The sequence below is a fragment of the Pacificimonas sp. ICDLI1SI03 genome, assembly GCF_054740865.1.
In genome coordinates this window covers 622162-642374 of the sequence record NZ_JBSQAU010000001.1, presented here as the reverse complement: position 1 = coordinate 642374, position 20213 = coordinate 622162, and the positions used below count along the sequence as shown (strand labels likewise).

General features: G+C 62.0%; 21 protein-coding genes, 1 tRNA gene and 1 pseudogene. 14 read left to right on the top strand and 9 right to left on the bottom strand.

Annotated features, from left to right (window positions below):
* Window positions 1–89: 89 nt before the first annotated feature.
* The gene (glnA, locus tag ACSMXM_RS03040; RefSeq protein WP_460313836.1) at window positions 90–1502 is read right to left on the bottom strand and encodes a type I glutamate--ammonia ligase; all 1413 of its coding nucleotides are present in this window, start codon (window positions 1500–1502) and stop codon (window positions 90–92) included.
* Between the two features lie 48 nt (window positions 1503–1550).
* Complete coding sequence (locus ACSMXM_RS03035) at window positions 1551–1889, bottom strand: P-II family nitrogen regulator (RefSeq protein ID WP_460313834.1); 339 nt, start codon at window positions 1887–1889, stop codon at window positions 1551–1553.
* Window positions 1890–2196: 307 nt separating this feature from the next.
* Between ACSMXM_RS03035 and ACSMXM_RS03030 the strand changes: the two genes are divergently transcribed.
* Together ACSMXM_RS03030 and ACSMXM_RS03025 are read left to right on the top strand one after the other, a co-directional pair.
* Window positions 2197–2273: transfer RNA gene (locus tag ACSMXM_RS03030), tRNA-His, on the top strand.
* A 27-nt stretch (window positions 2274–2300) separates the two neighbouring features.
* On the top strand, window positions 2301–3347 hold the full coding sequence (locus ACSMXM_RS03025) for a Leu/Phe/Val dehydrogenase (protein WP_460313833.1): 1047 nt from the start codon (window positions 2301–2303) through the stop codon (window positions 3345–3347).
* Window positions 3348–3392: 45 nt separating this feature from the next.
* On the opposite strand, the gene ACSMXM_RS03020 is transcribed toward ACSMXM_RS03025, so the two are convergent.
* The 4 genes from ACSMXM_RS03020 to ACSMXM_RS03005 all read right to left on the bottom strand — a co-directional run bounded on the left by ACSMXM_RS03020 (window position 3393) and on the right by ACSMXM_RS03005 (window position 7266).
* A complete protein-coding gene (locus ACSMXM_RS03020; protein ID WP_460313831.1) occupies window positions 3393–4622 on the bottom strand; it encodes a dihydroorotase in 1230 nt (409 codons plus the stop codon).
* On the bottom strand, window positions 4619–5608 hold the full coding sequence (locus ACSMXM_RS03015; RefSeq protein WP_460313829.1) for an aspartate carbamoyltransferase catalytic subunit: 990 nt from the start codon (window positions 5606–5608) through the stop codon (window positions 4619–4621). Before ACSMXM_RS03015 ends, ACSMXM_RS03020 begins: the two co-directional genes overlap by 4 nt.
* A gap of 78 nt (window positions 5609–5686) precedes the next feature.
* Entirely contained in the window at window positions 5687–6094 is a 408-nt protein-coding gene (gene ruvX / locus ACSMXM_RS03010; protein ID WP_460313827.1) for a Holliday junction resolvase RuvX, read from the bottom strand.
* Between the two features lie 50 nt (window positions 6095–6144).
* Window positions 6145–7266, bottom strand: coding sequence for a DUF3089 domain-containing protein (locus ACSMXM_RS03005; RefSeq protein ID WP_460313825.1), 1122 nt, complete (start codon window positions 7264–7266; stop codon window positions 6145–6147).
* Window positions 7267–7354: 88 nt separating this feature from the next.
* Here ACSMXM_RS03005 and ACSMXM_RS03000 point away from each other — a divergent pair, with 88 nt between their 5' ends.
* The 4 genes from ACSMXM_RS03000 to gatB all read left to right on the top strand — a co-directional run bounded on the left by ACSMXM_RS03000 (window position 7355) and on the right by gatB (window position 11902).
* Entirely contained in the window at window positions 7355–8536 is a 1182-nt protein-coding gene (locus ACSMXM_RS03000) for a BaiN/RdsA family NAD(P)/FAD-dependent oxidoreductase (protein WP_460313824.1), read from the top strand.
* Between the two features lie 114 nt (window positions 8537–8650).
* Window positions 8651–8938, top strand: a complete 288-nt coding sequence (gatC, locus tag ACSMXM_RS02995) for an Asp-tRNA(Asn)/Glu-tRNA(Gln) amidotransferase subunit GatC (protein ID WP_460313822.1) — start codon at window positions 8651–8653, stop codon at window positions 8936–8938.
* Window positions 8938–10413, top strand: a complete 1476-nt coding sequence (gene gatA / locus ACSMXM_RS02990; RefSeq protein WP_460313821.1) for an Asp-tRNA(Asn)/Glu-tRNA(Gln) amidotransferase subunit GatA — start codon at window positions 8938–8940, stop codon at window positions 10411–10413. Before gatC ends, gatA begins: the two co-directional genes overlap by 1 nt.
* 1 nt (window position 10414) lies before the next feature.
* A complete protein-coding gene (gatB, locus tag ACSMXM_RS02985; protein WP_460313819.1) occupies window positions 10415–11902 on the top strand; it encodes an Asp-tRNA(Asn)/Glu-tRNA(Gln) amidotransferase subunit GatB in 1488 nt (495 codons plus the stop codon).
* Window positions 11903–12274: 372 nt separating this feature from the next.
* Here the strand turns inward: gatB and ACSMXM_RS02980 are convergent, their stop codons facing one another.
* On the bottom strand, window positions 12275–12946 hold the full coding sequence (locus tag ACSMXM_RS02980) for a winged helix-turn-helix transcriptional regulator (RefSeq protein WP_460313817.1): 672 nt from the start codon (window positions 12944–12946) through the stop codon (window positions 12275–12277).
* Window positions 12947–13038: 92 nt separating this feature from the next.
* Between ACSMXM_RS02980 and ACSMXM_RS02975 the strand changes: the two genes are divergently transcribed.
* From ACSMXM_RS02975 to ACSMXM_RS02940, 8 genes and pseudogenes are all read left to right on the top strand, one after another.
* Window positions 13039–13809, top strand: coding sequence for a VOC family protein (locus ACSMXM_RS02975; protein ID WP_460313815.1), 771 nt, complete (start codon window positions 13039–13041; stop codon window positions 13807–13809).
* Between the two features lie 3 nt (window positions 13810–13812).
* Window positions 13813–14307, top strand: coding sequence for a VOC family protein (locus ACSMXM_RS02970; protein ID WP_460313813.1), 495 nt, complete (start codon window positions 13813–13815; stop codon window positions 14305–14307).
* On the top strand, window positions 14304–14966 hold the full coding sequence (locus ACSMXM_RS02965) for a glutathione S-transferase family protein (protein WP_460313812.1): 663 nt from the start codon (window positions 14304–14306) through the stop codon (window positions 14964–14966). Before ACSMXM_RS02970 ends, ACSMXM_RS02965 begins: the two co-directional genes overlap by 4 nt.
* An 11-nt stretch (window positions 14967–14977) precedes the next feature.
* On the top strand, window positions 14978–15433 hold the full coding sequence (locus ACSMXM_RS02960) for an SRPBCC family protein (RefSeq protein ID WP_460313811.1): 456 nt from the start codon (window positions 14978–14980) through the stop codon (window positions 15431–15433).
* Complete coding sequence (locus ACSMXM_RS02955; RefSeq protein ID WP_460313809.1) at window positions 15430–16086, top strand: glutathione S-transferase family protein; 657 nt, start codon at window positions 15430–15432, stop codon at window positions 16084–16086. The genes ACSMXM_RS02960 and ACSMXM_RS02955 overlap by 4 nt, the downstream gene beginning before the upstream one ends.
* Window positions 16083–16442: pseudogene (locus ACSMXM_RS02950) on the top strand (DUF1428 domain-containing protein). Before ACSMXM_RS02955 ends, ACSMXM_RS02950 begins: the two are co-directional and overlap by 4 nt.
* A gap of 40 nt (window positions 16443–16482) precedes the next feature.
* Entirely contained in the window at window positions 16483–16800 is a 318-nt protein-coding gene (locus tag ACSMXM_RS02945; protein ID WP_460313807.1) for a polyhydroxyalkanoic acid system family protein, read from the top strand.
* Window positions 16801–16967: 167 nt separating this feature from the next.
* Window positions 16968–17645, top strand: coding sequence for an aspartyl/asparaginyl beta-hydroxylase domain-containing protein (locus tag ACSMXM_RS02940; protein ID WP_460313805.1), 678 nt, complete (start codon window positions 16968–16970; stop codon window positions 17643–17645).
* On the opposite strand, the gene ACSMXM_RS02935 is transcribed toward ACSMXM_RS02940, so the two are convergent.
* Both ACSMXM_RS02935 and ACSMXM_RS02930 read right to left on the bottom strand, forming a co-directional pair.
* Window positions 17642–18934 (bottom strand): homoserine dehydrogenase, encoded by a 1293-nt coding sequence (locus ACSMXM_RS02935; protein ID WP_460313803.1) that lies wholly within the window; start codon window positions 18932–18934, stop codon window positions 17642–17644. The two genes, ACSMXM_RS02940 and ACSMXM_RS02935, sit on opposite strands and share 4 nt — an antisense overlap.
* Window positions 18931–20118, bottom strand: a complete 1188-nt coding sequence (locus ACSMXM_RS02930) for an LL-diaminopimelate aminotransferase (protein ID WP_460313802.1) — start codon at window positions 20116–20118, stop codon at window positions 18931–18933. The genes ACSMXM_RS02935 and ACSMXM_RS02930 overlap by 4 nt, the downstream gene beginning before the upstream one ends.
* Window positions 20119–20213 lie beyond the last annotated feature (95 nt).

Below are 20213 nucleotides of genomic sequence, written 5' to 3'. Positions count from 1 at the left end.
GTGCCGCCGATGCATTCCCCAGGCGCTAAATGAAAAGGGCCCGGACATTTGTCCGGGCCCTTTCCTGTGCCGAGGCGGCGATGCGCGCCTTAGCCGGAATAGTACATATCGAATTCGACCGGGCTGGGTGCCATCTCCCAGCGGAGGTTTTCCTCCATCTTCAGATCAATATAGCTGTCGATCAGCGTGTCGGAGAATACGCCGCCGCGCGTGAAGATCTTGCGGTTCTTGTCGAGTTGCGTCAGCGCCTCGCGCAGGGAACCGGCAACGGTCGGGACGCGCTTCAGCTGCTTCGGCGGCAGATCATACAGGTTCTTGTCCATCGGGTCGCCCGGATGGATGCGGTTCTCGATACCATCGAGGCCCGCCATCAGAAGCGCGGTGTAGGCGAGGTACGGGTTGGCAAGCGCATCAGGGAACCGGAATTCCGCACGGCGGCTCTTTTCGCCGCTACCATAGGGAATGCGGCAGGATGCGGAGCGGTTACGGCTGGAATAAGCCAGCAGAACCGGTGCCTCAAAGCCCGGAACGAGCCGCTTATAGCTGTTCGTCGTCGGGTTGGTGAAGGCGTTCACCGCCTTGGCGTGCTTCAGGACGCCGCCGATGAAGTGCAGTGCCGTCTCGCTGAGGCCGGCATAACCGTCGCCGGCAAAGGTGTTCTTCTTGCCGTCCCAGATCGAAATATGCGTGTGCATGCCCGATCCGTTATCCTGTGCGATCGGCTTCGGCATGAAGGTCGCCGTCTTGCCATAGGCATGCGCCACATTGTGCACGACATATTTGTAGATCTGCATGCGGTCGGCGGTTTCCACCAATTCGCCGAAGGTCAGGCCAAGCTCGTGCTGGGCGGCGCCGACTTCGTGATGCTGCTTGTCCATGGGCAGGCCCATTTCCAGCATGGTGGAGACCATTTCGGCGCGCAGATCATGGGCGGGGTCGACGGGTGCGACGGGGAAATAGCCGCCCTTTGCACGCGGACGGTGGGCGTAATTGCCCTCGTCATATTTGCGGCCGGTATTGGTCGGCAGTTCGATATCGTCAATCTCGTAGGATGACTTGTTATAGCCGCTGTCGAAGCGAACATCGTCAAAGCAGAAGAATTCCGCCTCGGGTCCGATAAACACCTTGTCGCCAATGCCGAGCTGGCTGACGAAGGTGTCGGCGCGTTTCGCGACGGAGCGCGGATCGCTGTCGTACAGTTCGCCGGTGGAGGGTTCGACGACATCGCAGAACACGATCATCATCGGCGTCGCGCTGAACGGGTCGAAATAGACCGCGTCCAGGTCGGGCCTCAGGATCATGTCGGATTCATTGATCGCTTTCCACCCTGCGATGGAGGACCCGTCGAACATGAATCCCTCGGACAGCATGTCCTCGTCAACAACGGACGACACCATGCCCAGATGATGCCATTTACCGCGCAGATCGGTGAAGCGGATGTCCACCCACTCGATCTCCTTGTCCTTGATCAGTTTAAGAATATCAGAAGCCTGATTGGCCATTTTTCGTCCTTTCGGTTGGTATGTTTGAGGGTAGGTTCCGGCAGCGCGCTAGACGGCGTCGGCGTCGCGTTCGCCGGTCCGGATGCGATAGGCCTGTGCGATGTGGGATACGAAGATCTTGCCATCGCCGATGCGGCCGGTTTTGGCAGCATTGGCAATCGCCTCGACCACGCGGTCGCACAGCGATTCTTCGACGACCACTTCCAGTTTCACCTTGGGCAGAAAGTCGACGATATATTCGGCGCCGCGATAAAGTTCGGTATGGCCCTTCTGCCGCCCAAACCCCTTCGCCTCGGTGACGGTAAGCCCCTGGACGCCGACCTCGTGCAGCGCCTCCTTAACTTCGTCGAGTTTGAAAGGTTTGATGATCGCCTCGATCTTGTTCATGCGCCCTCGATTTTCATGTCGTCCCTGCCCCACAGGAATTTGGTTTCTGTTACGCGCGTCCCAGCACGTTTCATGCCAAGGAGGAAACCGATAGCTTTCCATGGGAAAACCACCGCGTCGCGGCCGGGGACGTGCCTAATCGACAGGCACCTGCCTAGTCGGGCGGCATGGCGGATATGCGCCGAGGGGGTGCGCGGCCTGCCCATGTTCTCGTTTAGCTGCTGTTCAACGCGCCAGTCGCCTTGACGCTCCTTCACACCGCGCATATGTGCGCGTGCCTGAACGGGGGCTTTGCCCTTTGTCTGTGGCGACCGTAGCTCAGCTGGTTAGAGCGCTGGTTTGTGGTACCAGAGGTCGCGGGTTCAAACCCCGTCGGTCGCCCCACGTTTTTCTTTACGCGAAAGCCCTCGCATGTCCGTGTTCGATCTGCCCGCCTTCGACGATCACGAGGCGGTTCACGTGTTCGACGATGTGAAAAGCGGCATGCGCGCGATCATCGCCATACACTCGACCCATCTGGGGCCCGCCGCCGGCGGGTGCCGCTATCATCAATATGCCGACAGTGAGGCGGCCCTGGTCGACGCGCTGCGTCTTTCGCGCGGCATGAGCTATAAAAACGCACTCGCCGGCCTGCCAGCCGGCGGCGGCAAGGCTGTATTGTTCAAGCGCAGCGCATTTCCAAAATCCGACGCCATCCTGGAAGCGCTAGGTGGCGCAATCAGCAGTCTGAACGGAAATTATGTCACCGCAGAAGACATCGGCATGAGCGATGCCGACATGGAAGTCATCGCGCGGCGCACCAAGCATGTCAGTGGCTTGCCGGTCGCAGGCGGCAAGGCCGGGGGCAATCCCGGGCCCTGGACGGCGGAGGGTGTTTTCCTGGGTATGCGCGCAGCGGTCCGGCACCGTCTGGGTCGTGAAGGTTTCAAGGGCGTACACGTGGCCATTCAGGGATTGGGCAGTGTCGGCATCGCGCTTGCGCGGCATCTGGCGGCGGACGGCGCCCGCCTGACAGTCGCCGATATCGACGAGGCGAAGGCCGCACAGCTTGCCGGCGAATTGCGGGCGCACGTCGTGGCGCCAGAAGAAATCCTGTTCACCGAAGCTGACGTCCTGGCGCCCTGTGCATTGGGCGCAGTCCTGAACGAGGAGACCATCCCCGCCTTGAACGCGGAGATCGTCGCCGGGGCAGCCAATAATCAGTTGCGGCGACCGGAGGATGGCGACCGTCTGAAGGAGCGCGGCGTGCTTTACGTTCCGGATTATGCGTTGAATGCTGGCGGGATCATCAATGTCATGGCCGAATATTTCGGCGACGGCGATGCCGAGGCAGTAAAAACCCGCATCGCGAAAATCGAGGATCGGGTCGCGAAAATTCTCACCCGCGCAGATCAGGAGGGCGAAGCGACCAATCGCGTCGCCGACCAGATGGCGCGTGAGTTGATCGGACGCGGCTGAGCCACGAACCGAGCGCGCCGGGACAAGGCTAACGCTTCGCTCTCATTATGCTTTGTAGACGATCTCGCCGCCCTTGATCGTCATCGATACTTTCCCCGTCACCGGCAGACGGTCGAAGGGTGTATTTGCAGCAGGATGCGCCAGCGCCGACGCATCGATACGCCATGCCCTGTCGGGCTTAACCAGCGTGACGTCCGCAGGCGCTCCCTCAGCCAGCGTACCGCCCGGAAGGTTAAAAATGCGCGCCGGGGCGCTGGAGAGAACCTCCACCAGTCGTGAATATGCACTGTCCCCGCCCAGCGCCATCAGGGTAAGCGGTAACAGCGTTTCCAGACCCGCCATGCCAGGGGCGGCCTGCGTCCACGGCAGGCGCTTCTCCTCCTGCGTGCGGGGGTCGTGACCGGACGAAACGACGTCGATCGTGCCGTCCTTCAGCGCCTCTACCATGGCCAGGCGGTCCGTTTCGCTGCGCAGGGGCGGCGATAACCGCGCGAAGCTGCGATAATTCGTTGCTTCCGCATCGTTCAGCAGCAAATGTGCCGGGGTCGTGCCACAGGTAATGCGCACCCCGCGCTCCTTCGCGCGCGCCACGATCGCCGCACTTTCGGCGGTGCTGATGCAGCGTATATGCAGCCGGGCGCCGGTGTCCTCGGCCAGGCGCGTGTCGCGCGCGACGGCAATACTTTCTGCGATGGCGGGCGCGGACGGCAGGCCGAGGCGTGTGGCGGTCTCGCCATCGCTGGCGCTCGCCCCCTCGACCAGATCGGCATCCTCGGCGTGGCTGACGATGGTCATGTCGAACGCCCGCGAATAGCTTAGCAGCCGATGCATGACAGCGGTGGACGCAATGCCGCTGCGTCCCGTCGCGGCGGCGGCAGCGCCCGCTTCCCGCATCAGCCCGATCTCGGCCAGCTCTTCGCCCGCAAGTCCGTTCGTCGCGGCGGAAAGGGGATGAACCCACACGTGCGGCTTGCCGATCCGCATGGCGCGTTCGACCAGCGCAGGATCGTCGAGAGGCGGAAACTGATCCGGCATCAAGAGGACGCGGGTGATTCCCCCCGCCAGACATGCGGCCGCATCGGCGCGGAATATGCCGGCATCGATGAAGGCGGGCGACGCGACCATTCCCTTGGCGTCGATAATTTGGGCGCCTGCCGGCGCTTCGACCTGCCCCGTCGCGACGATCTGCCGGCCCTCGATCAGGATGTCGCCGGTAATATCCAGACCCTGCGCCGGATCGACGATACGGGCATTTGCGATGTGCAAGCTGGTCATGCCCATACCCTTCCATTCCAGGAAATGCCCCGCCGCTTGCGCGTCAGCACGTCGAGACACGCCATGCGCACCGCGACGCCCATCTCCACCTGTTCCGTAATGGCGGAGCGCTGGATATCGTCCGCGACCGACGTGGCGATCTCCACGCCCCGGTTCATCGGCCCCGGATGCATGACGAGCACGTCGCTCGCAGCCGCAGCCAGTCGTTCCTCCGTCAGGCCGTAAAAGTGAAAATATTCACGCGGGGACGGCAGATAAGCTCCTGTCATGCGCTCCTGCTGCAGCCGCAGCATCATGACGACATCCGCGCCCGCCAACCCCTTGTCCATGTCCGTGAAAGGAATGACGCCCAGACGATCAACAGCCGGCGGCATCAGGGTCGGCGGCGCCACCGCCCGCACCTCAGCCCCCATGGCGCTCAGCAGGTGAAAATTCGACCGGGCGACGCGGCTGTGCAGTACGTCGCCGCAAATCGCGATCTTCAGCCCCTCCAGCCTGCCCTTTCGACGCCGAATGGTCAGCGCGTCGAGGAGGGCCTGGGTTGGGTGTTCGTGGCGACCGTCACCCGCATTCAGCACCGGGCAGCTGACCTTCGACGCTATCAGCTGAACGGCGCCTGCCGCCTCGTGCCTGATAACGATTACATCGGGGTGCATCGCATCCAGCGTCAGCGCAGTGTCGAGCAGCGTTTCGCCTTTTTTGACCGACGATGCTGCAACCGCCATCGACACGACGTCAGCGCGAAGGCGTTTGCCGGCAATTTCAAAGGAGACGAGCGTTCGGGTGGAGTTCTCGAAGAAAGCATTGATCTGCGTGAGACCTCTCAGCTGCTTGCCGCGCTGCTTATGGGTCGTCCAATGCTCGGCCTCGTCGAGCAGGAAGCCGATTTCCCATGGCTGCATACCCTCAATGGCAAGCAGATGGTCGTGCGGGAACGGGTGCGCTCCGTCCGGGACGGGCGTTCGCGAAGTGTGGGGCGCTTTCATTGAAACCGAGGCCTTAAATATTGCCGCCGATGCGCGCAACTCCGCCGCTACGGCAAAAGGGACAGGAATAGCGCGTCGTCATCGCCGCTCGCGCGCAAACCAGTCAATTGCATTCTGCAAAATGACTGCCGCCGCGTGGGCGTCGATTTTCTCTGCCCAGCGCGCGCGGGGGATGCCGGCGGCAAACATCGCCTCCTCCGCAGCGACGGACGTAAGGCTCTCGTCCCACAATAGCACAGGCAAGCCAAATGCCCCCTCCAGCGTGCGGGCGAAAGCGCGGCTGCGCTGCGCAGAGGCGCCCGGCGTGCCGTCCATATTGAGCGGCAGGCCCACGACGAGACCCCTGACCTGATACGAGGAAAGGCGCGCGCCGACTGCCTCCAGATCGTCTGCCAACTTGCGCCTTCGCACCACGATGTCGGGGCCGGCAAAGCGCCACTCCGCATCGCTGATCGCCAGCCCTATGGTCTTGGTGCCCAGATCCACACCGGCAAGGGCACCGCCAGCGGGCAGGGCCTCACGAAAACGTTCCGGCGTCAGCGGGCCTGAAATGCGCCCACCCTCCGTTCCGCATCGGCGCGCAGATTCGCCCAGAACAGCGCGAAATCATAAACGTGGTAATTATTACCGGGCAGGACATATTCACCCATGGAAAGCGCGTTTTCCCCCAGGCTGAGATAGCCGCGCCCGGTGCATTCCGCAGAGACCAGTCCCGCCTCCAGCACAGCATTTGCCAATGTGTCATCGGGGATCAATGCCCCGATATTTCCCTCTGCCGGCGAAGGGCCGGGCAATCCGCCGGTCTGCGGGTTGGTGCAAAGGAGGTCGGTGCCTGCCCGCGGCGCACCGTCAAATCCGTTGGTCTGGTCGAACGCATCGAAAATCAGGCCGGGATCGGCAGGTTCTGAGAAGCTTTGCCAGGCGAGGATGCAGCCGCTCTGTTCGGGCGATACGCAGGGCGGCAAGCCGAGACTGGGTAAGTCGGCGGTGATAGAAATCGGCCAGCCCGGCAGGTAGGCGGCGACGATGCGGTCGGCAACCGGGGTCCCGGCAATGCGCTGCGCCAGCAGGGTAACCAGATGAAAGGATCCCTGGCTATGCCCTGCCAGAATGATCGGGCGGTCCTCCGGGATGGACTTCAGAAATGTCTCGAACGCCTTGGCAATGTCGTCATAGGCAAGCGCGAATGACAGCGTGGCATCCGGCTCTGCGAATGAAAGGAAGGCGCCGAATGCAGATTGCCGGTATTTCGGCGCCCATATCTCGCCAATGCCATTGAACACGCTGGCCTGGCTGCGCGTGAATATCCCGCGGCGATAAAGTGCTCCTTCATCATCCGGTTCCAGCGGCGCGTTCCACCGGTCTGAACGCAAATAGGTGGTCGGGTGAACATAAAAGACGGAGACCTGCGTTTCAGGAGCGGGCCGATATCCGTCTGGCGTCCACTGGACATCCGTTGAGGGTATGCCGGGCCGCGCTATCCAGGCGTCGGGCCGGTCATAAATACCAGGCGTCGGCTTCGGACTTTCCGCGAAGGTGACAGTCGGGCGCATATATAATTTCATCATTTCATCGCCGAACGCGGCCCAGGCCACTACGGCCAGCAGCGCGATCATGATGAGGACGGCAATGACGGTGAGAAAGCGGCGCGCAGCCATGGATTGACGTCTAGCTCATAGGTTCGGGGAGTTCAGAGGCGCCCCTTAACGACTGGCCGTCTCGGCGGGAAGCTGCGATAGGCGCGGCATGCGAGCGGAAAAACAATTCGATGTCGTCATTCTGGGTGCCGGCGGCGCCGGTCTTATGTGCGCCGCCGTCGCGGCCCGCAGAGGACGGCGGGTGCTGCTGATCGATCATGCCGACCAACCCGGCCGAAAGATCCTTATTTCCGGCGGTGGACGGTGCAATTTTACCAACATCCACACCGCTCCCGATCGCTTCCTGTCTGCCAATGCCCATTACGCAAAATCGGCGTTGGCTCGCTATACGCCGCGCGATTTCATCCAGTTGGTCGACCGTCATGGGATCGCCTGGCATGAAAAGACGCTGGGGCAGCTGTTCTGCGATTCCAGTGCGCGCCAGATCGTCGACATGCTGATGCAGGAATGCGCCGATGCGAACGTCACGCTGTCACTCGGTCGGCCAGTGGGAGAGGTCGCCAAGACCGATGACGGCTTCAGCGTTCGTGTGGGGCTGGACAGCTATGACACAAGCTCCCTTGTCGTGGCGACGGGCGGGCCCAGTATCCCGCAGATGGGGGCGACCGGATTTGCCTATGAACTGGCGCGCAAATTCCGCCTGAAAGTGGTGGAGCCGCGCCCTGCCCTGGTGCCCTTCACCCTGGGCGGCTCCCAGGTTTTGTTTCGCGAATTGTCCGGCGTCAGTGCAGAGGTGATTGCCAGCTGCGGAAAGACAAGCTTTCGCGAGGCTGCGCTGTTTACCCATCGCGGTCTCTCGGGGCCGGCCATTCTGCAGATTTCAAGCTATTGGAAGCACGGCGATGACGTGGCGATCGATTTTCTGCCCGGACGCTCCGTCGACTGGCTGGTCGAACAAAAGCGGGAGCGTCCCCGCGCCCATCTGGCCAGCGTGCTGGGCAGCGCCTTGCCGGATCGGCTGGCCGGGGTCCTGGCGGAACGCATCGGCCTGACCGGCGAACTGGCCAATATGCCCGACCGAAAGCTCTCGGGAGCCTCTACGCGCCTGCACCGCTGGGCATTCAGCCCGAACGGAACGGAGGGCTTTGCCAAGGCCGAGGTGACCGCCGGGGGCGTCTCTACCGCCGAACTGTCATCGAAGACCATGGAGGCGAAAAATGTTCCCGGCCTGTATGTCATCGGTGAAGCGGTCGATGTAACCGGCTGGCTTGGCGGGTATAATTTTCAATGGGCCTGGGCCAGCGGCGTCGCCGCGGGAGAGGTGGCCTGACCTGGCGGTGGGTTCGCCCGGCCGAGGTCGGGCGGAAAGCCTACGTCATTGCCATTGCCGCACAGCGACCTGCTCTGCTATCGCGCAGCTTCCCAGGAAAATACCGGAGCCCGAATGTCCGTCGACGCCGATACCGTACGCAAGATCGCCCATCTGGCGCGCATCAAATTGCCCGATGAACGGGTCGAGCCAATGATGAACGAACTCAACAACATACTCAACTGGGTTGAGCAGCTGCGCGAAGTCGACACGGCGGACGTTGAGCCAACGACCGCCGTGATCGCCAACCGGCTGCGCTGGCGCGAAGACGAAGTGACCGACGGGAATGTGCAGGAAAAGGTGCTCGCCAACGCACCCAAGCCGCTGCACGGATTTTTCGCGGTGCCGAAGGTGATCGAATAGTGAGCGACCTGACGAACCTGACCATCGCCGCGATGCGCGACGGCCTGAACCGCAAGGATTTTTCGGCCAAAGAACTGGCGGAAACGCACATTCGGGCAGTAGAAGGTGCGCGCACTCTGAATGCCTTCACCGTCGAAACGCCGGAACGGGCGCTGGCCGCCGCCGATACCGCCGACAAGGATTTTGCCGCTGGGACCGCCAAGCCCCTGTCCGGCATTCCGCTGGGCATCAAGGACCTGTTCTGCACCGAAGGTGTGGAGACAAGTGCATCGTCCAACATATTGAAAGGCTTCGTTCCGCAATATGAATCGACGATCAGCGCCAGGCTGTTCGCCGACGGTGCGGGGATGCTGGGCAAGCTGAACCTGGACGAATTTGCCATGGGGTCCTCCACGGAAACCAGTGCCTGCGGCGACACGATCAATCCGTGGCGCGCAGCCGATGGACGCAATCTGGTGCCCGGCGGTTCGTCGGGCGGAAGCTCCACCGCCGTTGCCGCGCGGCTGGTGGCGGGCGCGACGGGCACGGATACGGGCGGGTCGATCCGCCAGCCCGCCGCCTTTACCGGCATCACCGGTTTCAAGCCGACCTATGGCCGCTGTTCGCGCTGGGGCACGGTCGCCTTCGCTTCTTCGCTGGATCAGGCGGGGCCGATGGCCCGCGACGTGCGCGACTGCGCCATCCTGCTGCAGTCGATGGCGGGGTTCGATGCCAAGGATTCGACCAGCCTGGAACTGCCCGTCCCCGATTTCGAAGCAGCGCTGACCGGCGATCTGCTGGGCAAGCGCGTCGGCATCCCACGGGAATATGCCATTGAAAACACCCCCGCCGACATCACGGCATTGTGGGAGGCAGGCCGCGCCATGTTGCGCGACGCGGGTGCGGAGATCGTCGACATTTCCCTGCCCCACACCAAATATGCGCTGCCGACCTATTATATCATCGCGCCGGCAGAGGCGTCGTCCAATCTGGCCCGCTATGACGGTGTTCGCTACGGACAGCGCGAGACGCCGGATGGCGGCAATCTGATCGACATGTACGAGGCGACCCGTTCCGCCGGGTTCGGCGACGAGGTCAAGCGGCGCATCATGATCGGTACCTATGTCCTGTCGGCAGGATATTATGACGCCTATTATCTGCAGGCGCAGAAGGTGCGGACGCTGATCAAGCGCGATTTCGAGCAGGCGTTCCAGGAATGCGACGTCATCCTGACGCCGACGGCGCCCAGCGCGGCCTTTCCGCTGGCAGAGAAGATGGACGATCCCGTCTCCATGTATCTAAACGATGTGTTCTGCGTTCCCGCAAGTCTCGCCGGTCTGCCGGCCATGAGTGTGCCGGTCGGCCTTAACGCCGATGGCCTGCCCCTCGGCCTGCAACTGATCGGTGACGCATTGGATGAGGAGGGACTGTTCAACGCCGGCTACGCGCTGGAACGCGCGGCCGGGTTCTCCGCCCAACCTGAGAAATGGTGGTAAGATGAGCAATTATCGCATTGAGGGCGAAACGGGCGAGTGGGAGGTCGTAATCGGCCTGGAGGTCCACGCGCAGGTAACAACGAAGGCCAAGCTGTTTTCCGGCGCCGCCACCGACTTCGGTGCGGAGCCGAATACGCAGGTATCCCTGGTGGATGCAGCCATGCCCGGCATGTTGCCGGTCATCAATGGCGAGGCCGTGCGGCAGGCGGTGCGGACCGGCGTCGCGCTGAACTGCGAAATTCACAAATGGTCGCGTTTCGACCGCAAGAATTATTTCTACGCCGATTTGCCGCAGGGCTACCAGATCAGCCAGTTCGCGCATCCGATCGTCGGCGAAGGAGAAATTCTGGTCGAGCCGGAGGGCGGCGAGCCTGCAACCATCGGCATTGAACGCATCCATCTGGAACAGGATGCGGGCAAATCGATCCACGATCAGAGCCCGGAATTTTCCTTGGTCGACCTCAACCGCTCCGGCGTCGCCCTGATGGAAATCGTGTCGAAGCCCGACATGCGTTCCCCTGCCGAAGCAGGCGCTTATGTACGAAAGCTGCGATCCATTCTGCGATATGTCGGATCCTGCGACGGCAATATGGACCAGGGTTCGATGCGCGCCGATGTCAATGTGTCCGTGCGTAAACCCGGCGGCGCGCTGGGCACGAGAACCGAGTGCAAGAACGTCAATTCCGTGCGCTTCGTCGAGGCCGCGATTGCCTATGAAGCACAGCGGCAGGTCGAGGTTCTGGAATCCGGTGGTACGGTCAATCAGGAAACCCGCCTGTTCGACCCGGCACGCATGGAAACGCGGCCGCTGCGTTCGAAGGAAGAGGCGCATGATTATCGCTACTTCTCCGACCCCGACCTGCTGCCGCTGGTGTTCGACGATGCCTATGTCGAGGAATGCCGCAAGACGCTGCCGGAACTGCCGGATATCAAGCGCATGCGCTATATCGAACAGTTGGAGATCAGCCCCTACAATGCCGCAGTCCTGACGGCGGAGCAGGAGACGGCCGCCTATTTCGAACTGCTGTTGAACGAGACGGCGCTGAAACAGGGCAAGGACGCGAAGGATGTCGGCAAGGCCGCCGCCAATTGGGTCATTTCCGACCTGTTCGGCGCCCTGAACAGCGAAGGCAAGTCGATCACCGAGAGCCCCATTTCGGCGGCGCAGGGTGCGGAGCTGCTGGCACTGGTCGCCGACGGGACGCTGTCGGGCCGTCTGGCCAAGGACGTGTTTGCGATCATGCTGGAAACCGGCGACGATCCCGGAAAGATCGTCGAAGAACGCGGCATGAAACAGGTGTCCGACACCGGCGCCATCGAAGCGGAAATCGCCAGGGTTCTGGAAGCGAACGCCGATAAGGTTGCGCAATATAGGGGCGGCAAGGACAAGCTGTTCGGCTTCTTCGTCGGACAAACGATGAAGGCCACGAAGGGCCAGGCCAATCCGGCGGTCGTCAACGAATTGCTGAAAAAGGCGCTCGACGGCTAACCGGCGAACAGTTCCAATTTACGAGATAGCTTCGCGGCTGGGCGATCACCCGTTCTGAAGCGCCAAGCGCGAAGTGGACACCTGCGCCGACCATGGCGAACCGGACAAAACGCACACTCAGCGCGCATGCGCGCGCGTGCGTGGGGCGGGCTCGCGCCTGTCAGCCGCGGTGACTGCCCGCCGGGGGCCCCAGCCTCCTTGCGATGAGAAAGAACGATCGGAAGGTCTCATCCGAAATCCTATTTTTCAAAATATTTTTAGCGGGATCCGGTCGATTTTTCCTACAGCGTGACAATCGGGGAACAAAACTGTGCGGTTTGCTGTCCGGTTCGCTGTCCGCTTGGCGCTAGGACTTTTCCGGCCCCTTGGTGTTCATGATGCAGCGCGCAACTCCGCAACAGGAAAGGCCATGACAAGGTCCTCGACGCCCCCCACATCGCCGCTGAGCGCCAGGCCCGCCTGTTGCAGACTGGCGACCGGTTCCCGTCCGTAGAAGAGCCGTTTCAGAAGGCCGGTATCGCCGGCTATGACCGCGTCGGGCGCGTCGGGCGCAGCCGAAGAAACCGTTATCCGCCCCTTTTCGACCTGCGCGCCAAAGGAATCTGCGCCTATGTTCAGGCCGATGGTGACGGCCAGGCCCTTTGCGCGATCAGGATCGAAGAAAGCGCGCAGCGACAGCAGGAAAGACGTGGCGCTCATCGGGGCCGAAGTCGGAAAATCCGCCGACCGGATGCCCCAGCGCACCAGTTCGGCAATGACGGGCCAAAGATCCCTGCCCCATGGCGTCAGGACATAGGCCGGCACGTCGGCAGGCGTCGGCAATTGCTGCTGCTGCACAATCCCCGCGTTCGCCATTTCCTCAAGCCTCTGGGTGAGAATGTTGGCGCTGAGGCCCGGAAGATCGCGTCTCAGCCGGGAAAACCGTTTTGGACCCAGCATCAGTTCCCGCGCGATCAGCAGCGCCCAGCGGTCACCCACCAGATTCAGCGCATGACTGGCGGCGCAGCCATCGCGGTAAGCACGCCGGCCGTGGCGATCAGACATGTCGGAAAAGCTTCATAAACTTCATGGTTGCAAAAGATAACTACTCCGTTCAATTTTACAACCTGACGGCTGACCGAGTCGGGAGCGAAAAGATGATCGGTGAATTCCTGTGGCACGAGCTGATGACGCCCGATCCCGCCGGGGCGTCCGAATTTTATCGGCCCGTGGTCGGTTGGGACGCGCGCACGATCGAAATGCCCGACCTGGACTATCGCATCATGAGAAAGGGCGGTGCCGACATCGCCGGCATCATGCCGCCCGTCCCCGGCGCGGAAGGCGCAGGCGCATTCTGGTTTTCCTATATCGGCGTATCCGATGTCGACGAGGCAGCGCAGATTTTGTCAGGTGCGGGTGGCGCGGTTCACAAGGAACCGGAAGATATTGAAGGCGTCGGTCGTTTTGCCATGGTAACCGACCCACAGGGCGCCGCGTTCGCCCTGTTTACGCCTGTGGGGCCGATGGATACCCGGCCCCATCCGATGACACCCGGCCATGTCGGCTGGCACGAACTACACAGCACCGATGGCAAGGCGGCATGGGCCTTCTACAGGGAGCAGTTTGGCTGGCAGGAGCAGGACGCGATGGATATGGGCGAAATGGGCATTTACCAGATTTTTCGCCCTGCTGGCGGAGCGCCGGCCGATGGCGGCGTCGGCGCGATCTTCACGAGCCCGGACATGCCGCGCCCCCTGTGGCTGCTGTATTTTTCCGTTCCCGACATAGACGAAGGCCGCGCGCGCATCGAGGCGGGCGGCGGCACCACCGTCGGCGAGAAGATGAAGGTGCCGGGCGGCGCATGGATCATCAACGCAAAGGACCCGCAAGGCGCCATGTTCGCGCTGGTTGCCGGTCCGAAGGGATAGCATATGGCCATATCCGCACCGGTCACGTTTCTGTGGCATGACGGCACCGCCGAAGAAGCGGCACGACTTTACACGTCCCTGATACCGAATTCCAAAATGGGAAATATCCTGCGCGCGCCGGGGGATACGCCGGGACCGAAGCAGGGCGACGTTCTGACCGTGGATTTTACCATAAATGGCGCCCCCTTCATCGCCATGAACGGCGGCGCGCCGGAAGGCCATGCGGAATATAGCGACGCCGTTTCCATCCTGCTGACCTGCGACACGCAGGAGGAGATCGACAGGCTGTGGGATGGCCTGATCGCCGATGGCGGCAGACCCGTAGCGTGCGGCTGGCTGATCGACCGCTATGGCCTGCGGTGGCAAATCACGCCGAAGCGTCTGCTGGAGCTGAATGCGAGCGACGACGCGAACGTCGCGAAACGAACATTTGAGGCGATGACGAACATGGTGAAACTGGATCTGGCGAAGCTGGAAGCGGCGGCGAGGGGTGAATGAGCGCAGAATTGATCCTCTATGGGCATCCTTTTTCTTCCTACACGTGGCAGGCGCTGATCGCGCTGTACGAGAAGGAACTGGCTTTCGACTTTCGCAATGTCGATCCATCCTGCCCCGGCCATGCCGAGGAGCTGAAAGCGCTGTGGCCGCGCGGGAAATTTCCACTGCTTGTACATGGCGACCAGGTGCAGTTCGAAACCTCTGTAATTGTGGAATATCTCGACCTCACCTTTCCCGGTACCATATGCCTGCTGCCGCACGACGCCATGGCCGCACTGGAGGTGAGGCGCTGGGACCGGGTATTCGACAATTACGTCATGGAGATTGCCCAGCATGTCGTGAACGATGCCCTTCGCGGGCCCGATGGACATTGCCAGCCGATCGTCGACCGGGCGAAAGCCGACCTCGATATAATTTACGATTATCTGGACGCGAAACTCCCCGCCGAGGGCTGGGTGTGCGGCGCATTTTCGATGGCCGACATCTCTGCCGCCCCGGCGCTGTTCTACGCCGACTGGGTGCATGAAATCGGGGACATGCGGCCAAGGCTGACAGCCTACAGACGCAGGCTGCTGGCGCGGCCGTCCGTGGCCCGCTGTGTCGAGGATGCGCGGCCATACCGCCACTATTTCCCCCTCGGCGCCCCCGACCGCGATTGAAAGGACGACAGATGACCGATCCGCACGAGCTATCCGTCACGCGCTATATCGATGCACCGCCTGAAAAGGTGTGGGAGGTCTATACGACCCGCAAGGACGAGTTTTTTTGCCCCAAGCCCTGGCGCGCTGAAGTCGTCGAGGAAGATCATCGCGCGGGTGGGCGATCCCGCATTAACATGTATGGCCCGCAAGGGGAGAAGAACGAAGTGAACGGCACCATATTGGAAGTCGTTCCGCACCGGCGCATCGTCTCCACGGATGCGTTTGTCGATGACTGGCAGCCAGCCGGGCCCTTCATCGTCGCCATCACGACCTTCGAACCGGAAGGAAAGGGCACCCGCTATACGGCGGCGGCGCGCCATTGGACCGCAGAGGCCATGAAACAACATGAAGACATGGGTTTTCATGAGGGATGGGGTGCAGTTGTCGAGCAACTGGCGCAGCTGTGCGAGGACGACACGAAATGACCGTCATCACCGCCTTTCCCTGGGTTCCGGAATTTGCGCGCGGTCTGGTGCGCGACCTCCGCATTCGCTGGGCCCTCGAAGAAATCGGCCTGCCCTATGACGTGCATCTGCTGCAGCGGGGCGAGACGGACAGCGCCGAATATCGCAGCTGGCAACCGTTTGGCCAGGTTCCCGCCTATGATGATGGCACGGTGCGAATGTTTGAATCGGGCGCCATCCTGCTGCGCATTGCCGAAGAGAATGGCCGCCTGCTGGGCGACGGAGAGCGCGGAAAATGGGCTGTCATCACCTGGATGATGGCGATCCTGAACACGCTGGAGCCCCACATATTTCAGCTCGCCTCAACCGATATATTCCACAAGGGCGAAGGGTGGACCGCGGAACGCCGCCCGCAAATCGTCGAGATGGTCGAGAAACGCCTGCGCGAGATCGGCGACGCCTTGGGCGACAAGGATTGGCTGGCCGGTGAATTTTCCATCGCCGACATATTGTTCGTCCACGCGCTCGACGCGCTGGGCCATTCCGAGATCCTGCAGGGCTTTCCGCGTCTGACCGCATATCGCGATCGCGGTCGTGGGCGCCCGGCCTATCAGACGGCACTTCAGGCGCAGCTGCGCGTTTTCGAAGCCACCGAGAAGGAGATGTCAGCATGACCTATGTTCAAGGCTTCGTCCTCGCTGTTCCCGCCGACAAGAAGGACGTTTATCGCAAGATGGCGGAGGCCGCCTGGCCCAGCTTTCGTGAAAAAGGCGCGCTGACGATCCAGGAAAACTGAGCCGTCGATGTGCAGAAGGGCAAGCAAACCGACTTTTACCGCGCGACCGACGCGAAGGAAGGCGAGGAGATCGTATTTTCCTGGATTACCTGGCCGGACCGGGCGACCTGCGATGCGGCATCGAAGGCCATGGAGGAGGAAGGCATGCCGGAAGGAATGGAAATGCCGTTCGACGGGATGCGGATGTTCTGGGGTGGCTTCGAGCCCATCTTTACGGGCTGCGGAGGCAGTTAGCCGTCTTGCAATGCTAAGACAGCTGCGGCAATGAGGCCGCATGGCAGAACAGACATTTTCAGAAGAAGTCCCCCACAGCCTGGGCCGCGAAGAGGCACGGCGGCGCATGGCCGACGGCCTGCCGCAACTGCTGGAGATGCTGCCCGGCGGCAAGGCGGAGCACCATTGGGCGGGCGATACGATGTTCCTGTCCTACAGCGCGCTGGGGCAAAGCGCCGATGCCCAGTTGGAGGTCTTTGACGATAAGGTTCGGGTATCGGTCCGCCTGACGGGACTGCTGGCCGCAATGGGCGACAAGATTTCGCGACTGATGGGACGGGGGACGCGCGAATTGCTGGAGGACAAGAGCAAGCGCTGACAGCGGCGCATTGTGACTTTTAGCTTTCCAAAGGCTTCCAGCATTGCGATAGCGCCTGCTGCCCTTCCTCCCCCCCATATCCTGCCCCCTACCGGAGCCCCTGTCGACAAATGGCCGGTTTCGCGCGCTTCTTTCTTGAAAAATACCTGTATCCGCTAAGGTACAGCGTGAACGACTATGTCGGGCGCCATTCGCTGATCCCCGACAAGGCGATCTTTCCGGCAGAGGAATTTAGCTGGCCGGCGGAGGCGCAAAAGAAATGGCAGGCGATGCGCGAGGAATTCGCCGCGCAGTCCGTGGGCGATGAGAGCTTCATCCCCATCGGCCAGCTGTCGCCGGACCATGTCGGGCTGGACCGGGAGGAGAAATGGCACAGCGCCGTACTGCACGGCTATGGCCACAGGATCGATGCGAATTATGCACGCTATCCCCGAACCGCAGCAGTGATCGAGAAGATACCCGGCCTCGTGTCAGCCATGTTTTCCGTGCATCAGCCCGGCGCCCATCTGCCGGAACATTCCGGCGTCACGAAGGGCATGCTGACCTGCCATCTGAGCCTGGACGTCCCCGAGGGTGATTGCGCGATCCGTGTGGAGGATCATGTGCACCAATGGCGCGCGGGCGAATGGTTCATCTTTGACGATACCCGGCGGCACGAGGCGTGGAACCGTACGGGCCAGCCACGGCTGAACCTGCTGGTCCATGTGAAACGCCCGCTGCACGGCGGCGGCAAGGCGCTGCAATGGCTGTTCGACCGAATCATCGATCGAACACCCTTTGTGCAGGATTTCCACCGCGAAATCGTCGCCCGCGCGAAGGCGCCGGACGACGACCGTCGCCGCTAGTTCAACAGGTCCATTCGCATGGGCGGCTGAATGACGCTGCCGAGAGCGGCAATCTTTTCCACCGCCTGCGCCGTGCGGTGCAGCTGTGTCTCGTGCGTGATGATCGCAATGAAGACATCGCCGCCATCACTGCCGTCGCCGCGCTGGATCAGGCTTTCGATGGATACGCCACAGTCGCGCAGAATGGCGGTGATGTCGGCCATCACGCCGGGCTGGTCCGCCACCGCCGCGCGAATGTATGAACGACCGATACCCTGCTCGTGATCGCCCGGCTGCATCTTGATCTGGGAATCGACAGGCACACCGAAGGCATGAACAGCCTCGCCGCGCGCAATATCGATCAGGTCGGCGACGACGGCACTGGCCGTCGGACCGGCGCCGGCGCCAGCGCCCTCGAACGTCAGGCGACCGACGAAATCGCCGTCCGCGACCACGGCATTCAGGCTGCCCGTGACCTTTGCGAGCGGATGGTCGAGCGGCACAAGCACCGGATGCACGCGCTGCAATAGGCGATCGCCGTCAAGACGCGCCTCCCCCACCAAACGGATGCGATAGCCGAGCGCCGCCGCGCGCTCCACATCGGCGGTTTCGATCTCTCTGATGCCCCGCGTTTCGACATGATCGAAATCGAGTTCGGTGCCAAATGCGAGACTGGCGAGGATGGCAAGCTTGTGCGCCGCATCGATGCCGTCGATGTCGAAGGTCGGGTCAGCCTCCGCATAGCCAAGCGCCTGCGCGGCCTGCAGCACGTCGTCGAAGGAGGACCCCTTCGATTCCATTTCGGTCAGGATGTAATTGCAGGTTCCGTTGAGGATACCGAACAGGCTCTTGATCTCGTTCGCCGCCGCGCCGCCGCCCAGCGCCTTTATAACCGGAATGCCGCCAGCGACCGCCGCCTCATATTTGAGAGGGGATCCGGAACGCTCAGCCGCGCGGGCAAGCTCCCCGCCATGATGCGCGATCATCGCCTTGTTGGCGGTGACGAACCCCTTGCCGTTTTCCAGCACCTTGCGCGCCAGCGATACCGCGAGCCCGTCGGCGCCGCCGATCAATTCGATGACCACGTCGATATCGTCCGCCGAAGCCATAGCACTGGCATCATCCTGCCAGCGATAAGGGCTGAGATCGACGCCGCGATCCTTGGACCGGTCGCGGGCGTTGACGGCGATAATGTTGATCGGCCGCCCTGCCCGGCCGGTAATCAGGTCGCGATTGTCCGTCAGGAGTTTGACGACGCCGGCGCCAACAGTGCCAAGTCCGACGATACCGATGCGCAAGGGGGTACTCATTCCGTCTCCGCTTTTTGGAAAAATGATTTCACCTGGCGCGCTGCCTGCCGGATACGCTGTTCGTTTTCAACGAAAGCGATGCGGACATGCGTTTCGCCCTGTTCACCGAAGCCGACGCCGGGGGAGACCGCCACCCCAGCCTCCTCGATCAGTTTCTTCGCGAAACCGACCGCGCCAAGATGGGCGAACTTGTCGGGGACCGGAGCCCAGACATACATGCTGGCATTGGGGACCGGCAGATCCCAGCCTGCGCGGGAAAAGCTTTCAATGAGGACGTCGCGGCGGCGCTTATACATTTCCCGGCGCTTCGCGATCTCCTCCTCTGGCCCGTCGAGCGCGGCGACGGCAGCCACCTGAATGGGGGTGAAAGCGCCGTAATCGAGGTAGGATTTCACCCGTGTCAGGGCGCCGATCATGCGTTCATTGCCGACGGCGAAGCCCATGCGCCAACCGGCCATGGAAAAGGTTTTCGACATGGACGTGAATTCGACCGCGACGTCGCGTCCGCCATGCACCTCCAGGATCGAGGGTGGCGGATTTCCGTCGAAATAGATTTCCGCATAAGCAAGGTCGGAGATGACCCACAAATCGTGGGTCTTCGCAAACTTCACCACGTCCTTGTAAAAGTCCAGATCGACCGTTTCTGCCGTCGGGTTCGACGGATAGCCGATTACCATCCCCGTTGGGCGCGGGATGGTGTATTTCATCTGATATTCCAGCGACTGGAAAAATTCCGGCCCCGGGCTGACCGGGATCGACCGGATCGTCGCGCCGGCAATGATGAACCCGAAGGCGTGAATGGGGTAGGACGGATTCGGGCTGAGGATCACGTCGCCGGGCGCTGTGATCGCCTGGGCGAGATTGGCCAGCCCCTCCTTTGACCCCAGGGTGACGCAGATTTCCGTTTCCGGGTTCACGTCCACGTTGAAACGGCGCTTGTAATAGCGTGCCTGCGCCTTTCGCAGGCCCGGAATGCCCCGGCTGGCGGAATAACGGTGCGCCTTTGGATCGGCGGCGACCTCTGCCAATTTGTCGATCACCGCCTGCGGCGGCTGCGTGTCGGGATTGCCCATACCAAGATCGATGACATCGACACCGCGCGCCCGCGCGGCCGCCTTGGCCGCATTCACCTCGGCGAAGACATAGGGAGGCAGGCGCTTTATGCGGTAATATTCTTCAGTCACGATGGTTTCCGATTGTTGAACAAAGCAGGTCCCGACGCATTGTCGGAGACGCGGTCGCTATAAGCGTGAGAGAATCGGCTTGGCGAGCCAAAAAC

Coding starts and splice junctions, on each gene's coding strand:
- glnA (WP_460313836.1), bottom strand. CDS start 1,502: ATGGCCAATCAGGCTTCTGATATTCTTAAACTGATCAAGGACAAGGAG.
- ACSMXM_RS03035 (WP_460313834.1), bottom strand. CDS start 1,889: ATGAACAAGATCGAGGCGATCATCAAACCTTTCAAACTCGACGAAGTT.
- ACSMXM_RS03025 (WP_460313833.1), top strand. CDS start 2,301: ATGTCCGTGTTCGATCTGCCCGCCTTCGACGATCACGAGGCGGTTCAC.
- ACSMXM_RS03020 (WP_460313831.1), bottom strand. CDS start 4,622: ATGACCAGCTTGCACATCGCAAATGCCCGTATCGTCGATCCGGCGCAG.
- ACSMXM_RS03015 (WP_460313829.1), bottom strand. CDS start 5,608: ATGAAAGCGCCCCACACTTCGCGAACGCCCGTCCCGGACGGAGCGCAC.
- ACSMXM_RS03005 (WP_460313825.1), bottom strand. CDS start 7,266: ATGGCTGCGCGCCGCTTTCTCACCGTCATTGCCGTCCTCATCATGATC.
- ACSMXM_RS03000 (WP_460313824.1), top strand. CDS start 7,355: ATGCGAGCGGAAAAACAATTCGATGTCGTCATTCTGGGTGCCGGCGGC.
- gatC (WP_460313822.1), top strand. CDS start 8,651: ATGTCCGTCGACGCCGATACCGTACGCAAGATCGCCCATCTGGCGCGC.
- gatB (WP_460313819.1), top strand. CDS start 10,415: ATGAGCAATTATCGCATTGAGGGCGAAACGGGCGAGTGGGAGGTCGTA.
- ACSMXM_RS02980 (WP_460313817.1), bottom strand. CDS start 12,946: ATGTCTGATCGCCACGGCCGGCGTGCTTACCGCGATGGCTGCGCCGCC.
- ACSMXM_RS02975 (WP_460313815.1), top strand. CDS start 13,039: ATGATCGGTGAATTCCTGTGGCACGAGCTGATGACGCCCGATCCCGCC.
- ACSMXM_RS02970 (WP_460313813.1), top strand. CDS start 13,813: ATGGCCATATCCGCACCGGTCACGTTTCTGTGGCATGACGGCACCGCC.
- ACSMXM_RS02965 (WP_460313812.1), top strand. CDS start 14,304: ATGAGCGCAGAATTGATCCTCTATGGGCATCCTTTTTCTTCCTACACG.
- ACSMXM_RS02960 (WP_460313811.1), top strand. CDS start 14,978: ATGACCGATCCGCACGAGCTATCCGTCACGCGCTATATCGATGCACCG.
- ACSMXM_RS02955 (WP_460313809.1), top strand. CDS start 15,430: ATGACCGTCATCACCGCCTTTCCCTGGGTTCCGGAATTTGCGCGCGGT.
- ACSMXM_RS02945 (WP_460313807.1), top strand. CDS start 16,483: ATGGCAGAACAGACATTTTCAGAAGAAGTCCCCCACAGCCTGGGCCGC.
- ACSMXM_RS02935 (WP_460313803.1), bottom strand. CDS start 18,934: ATGAGTACCCCCTTGCGCATCGGTATCGTCGGACTTGGCACTGTTGGC.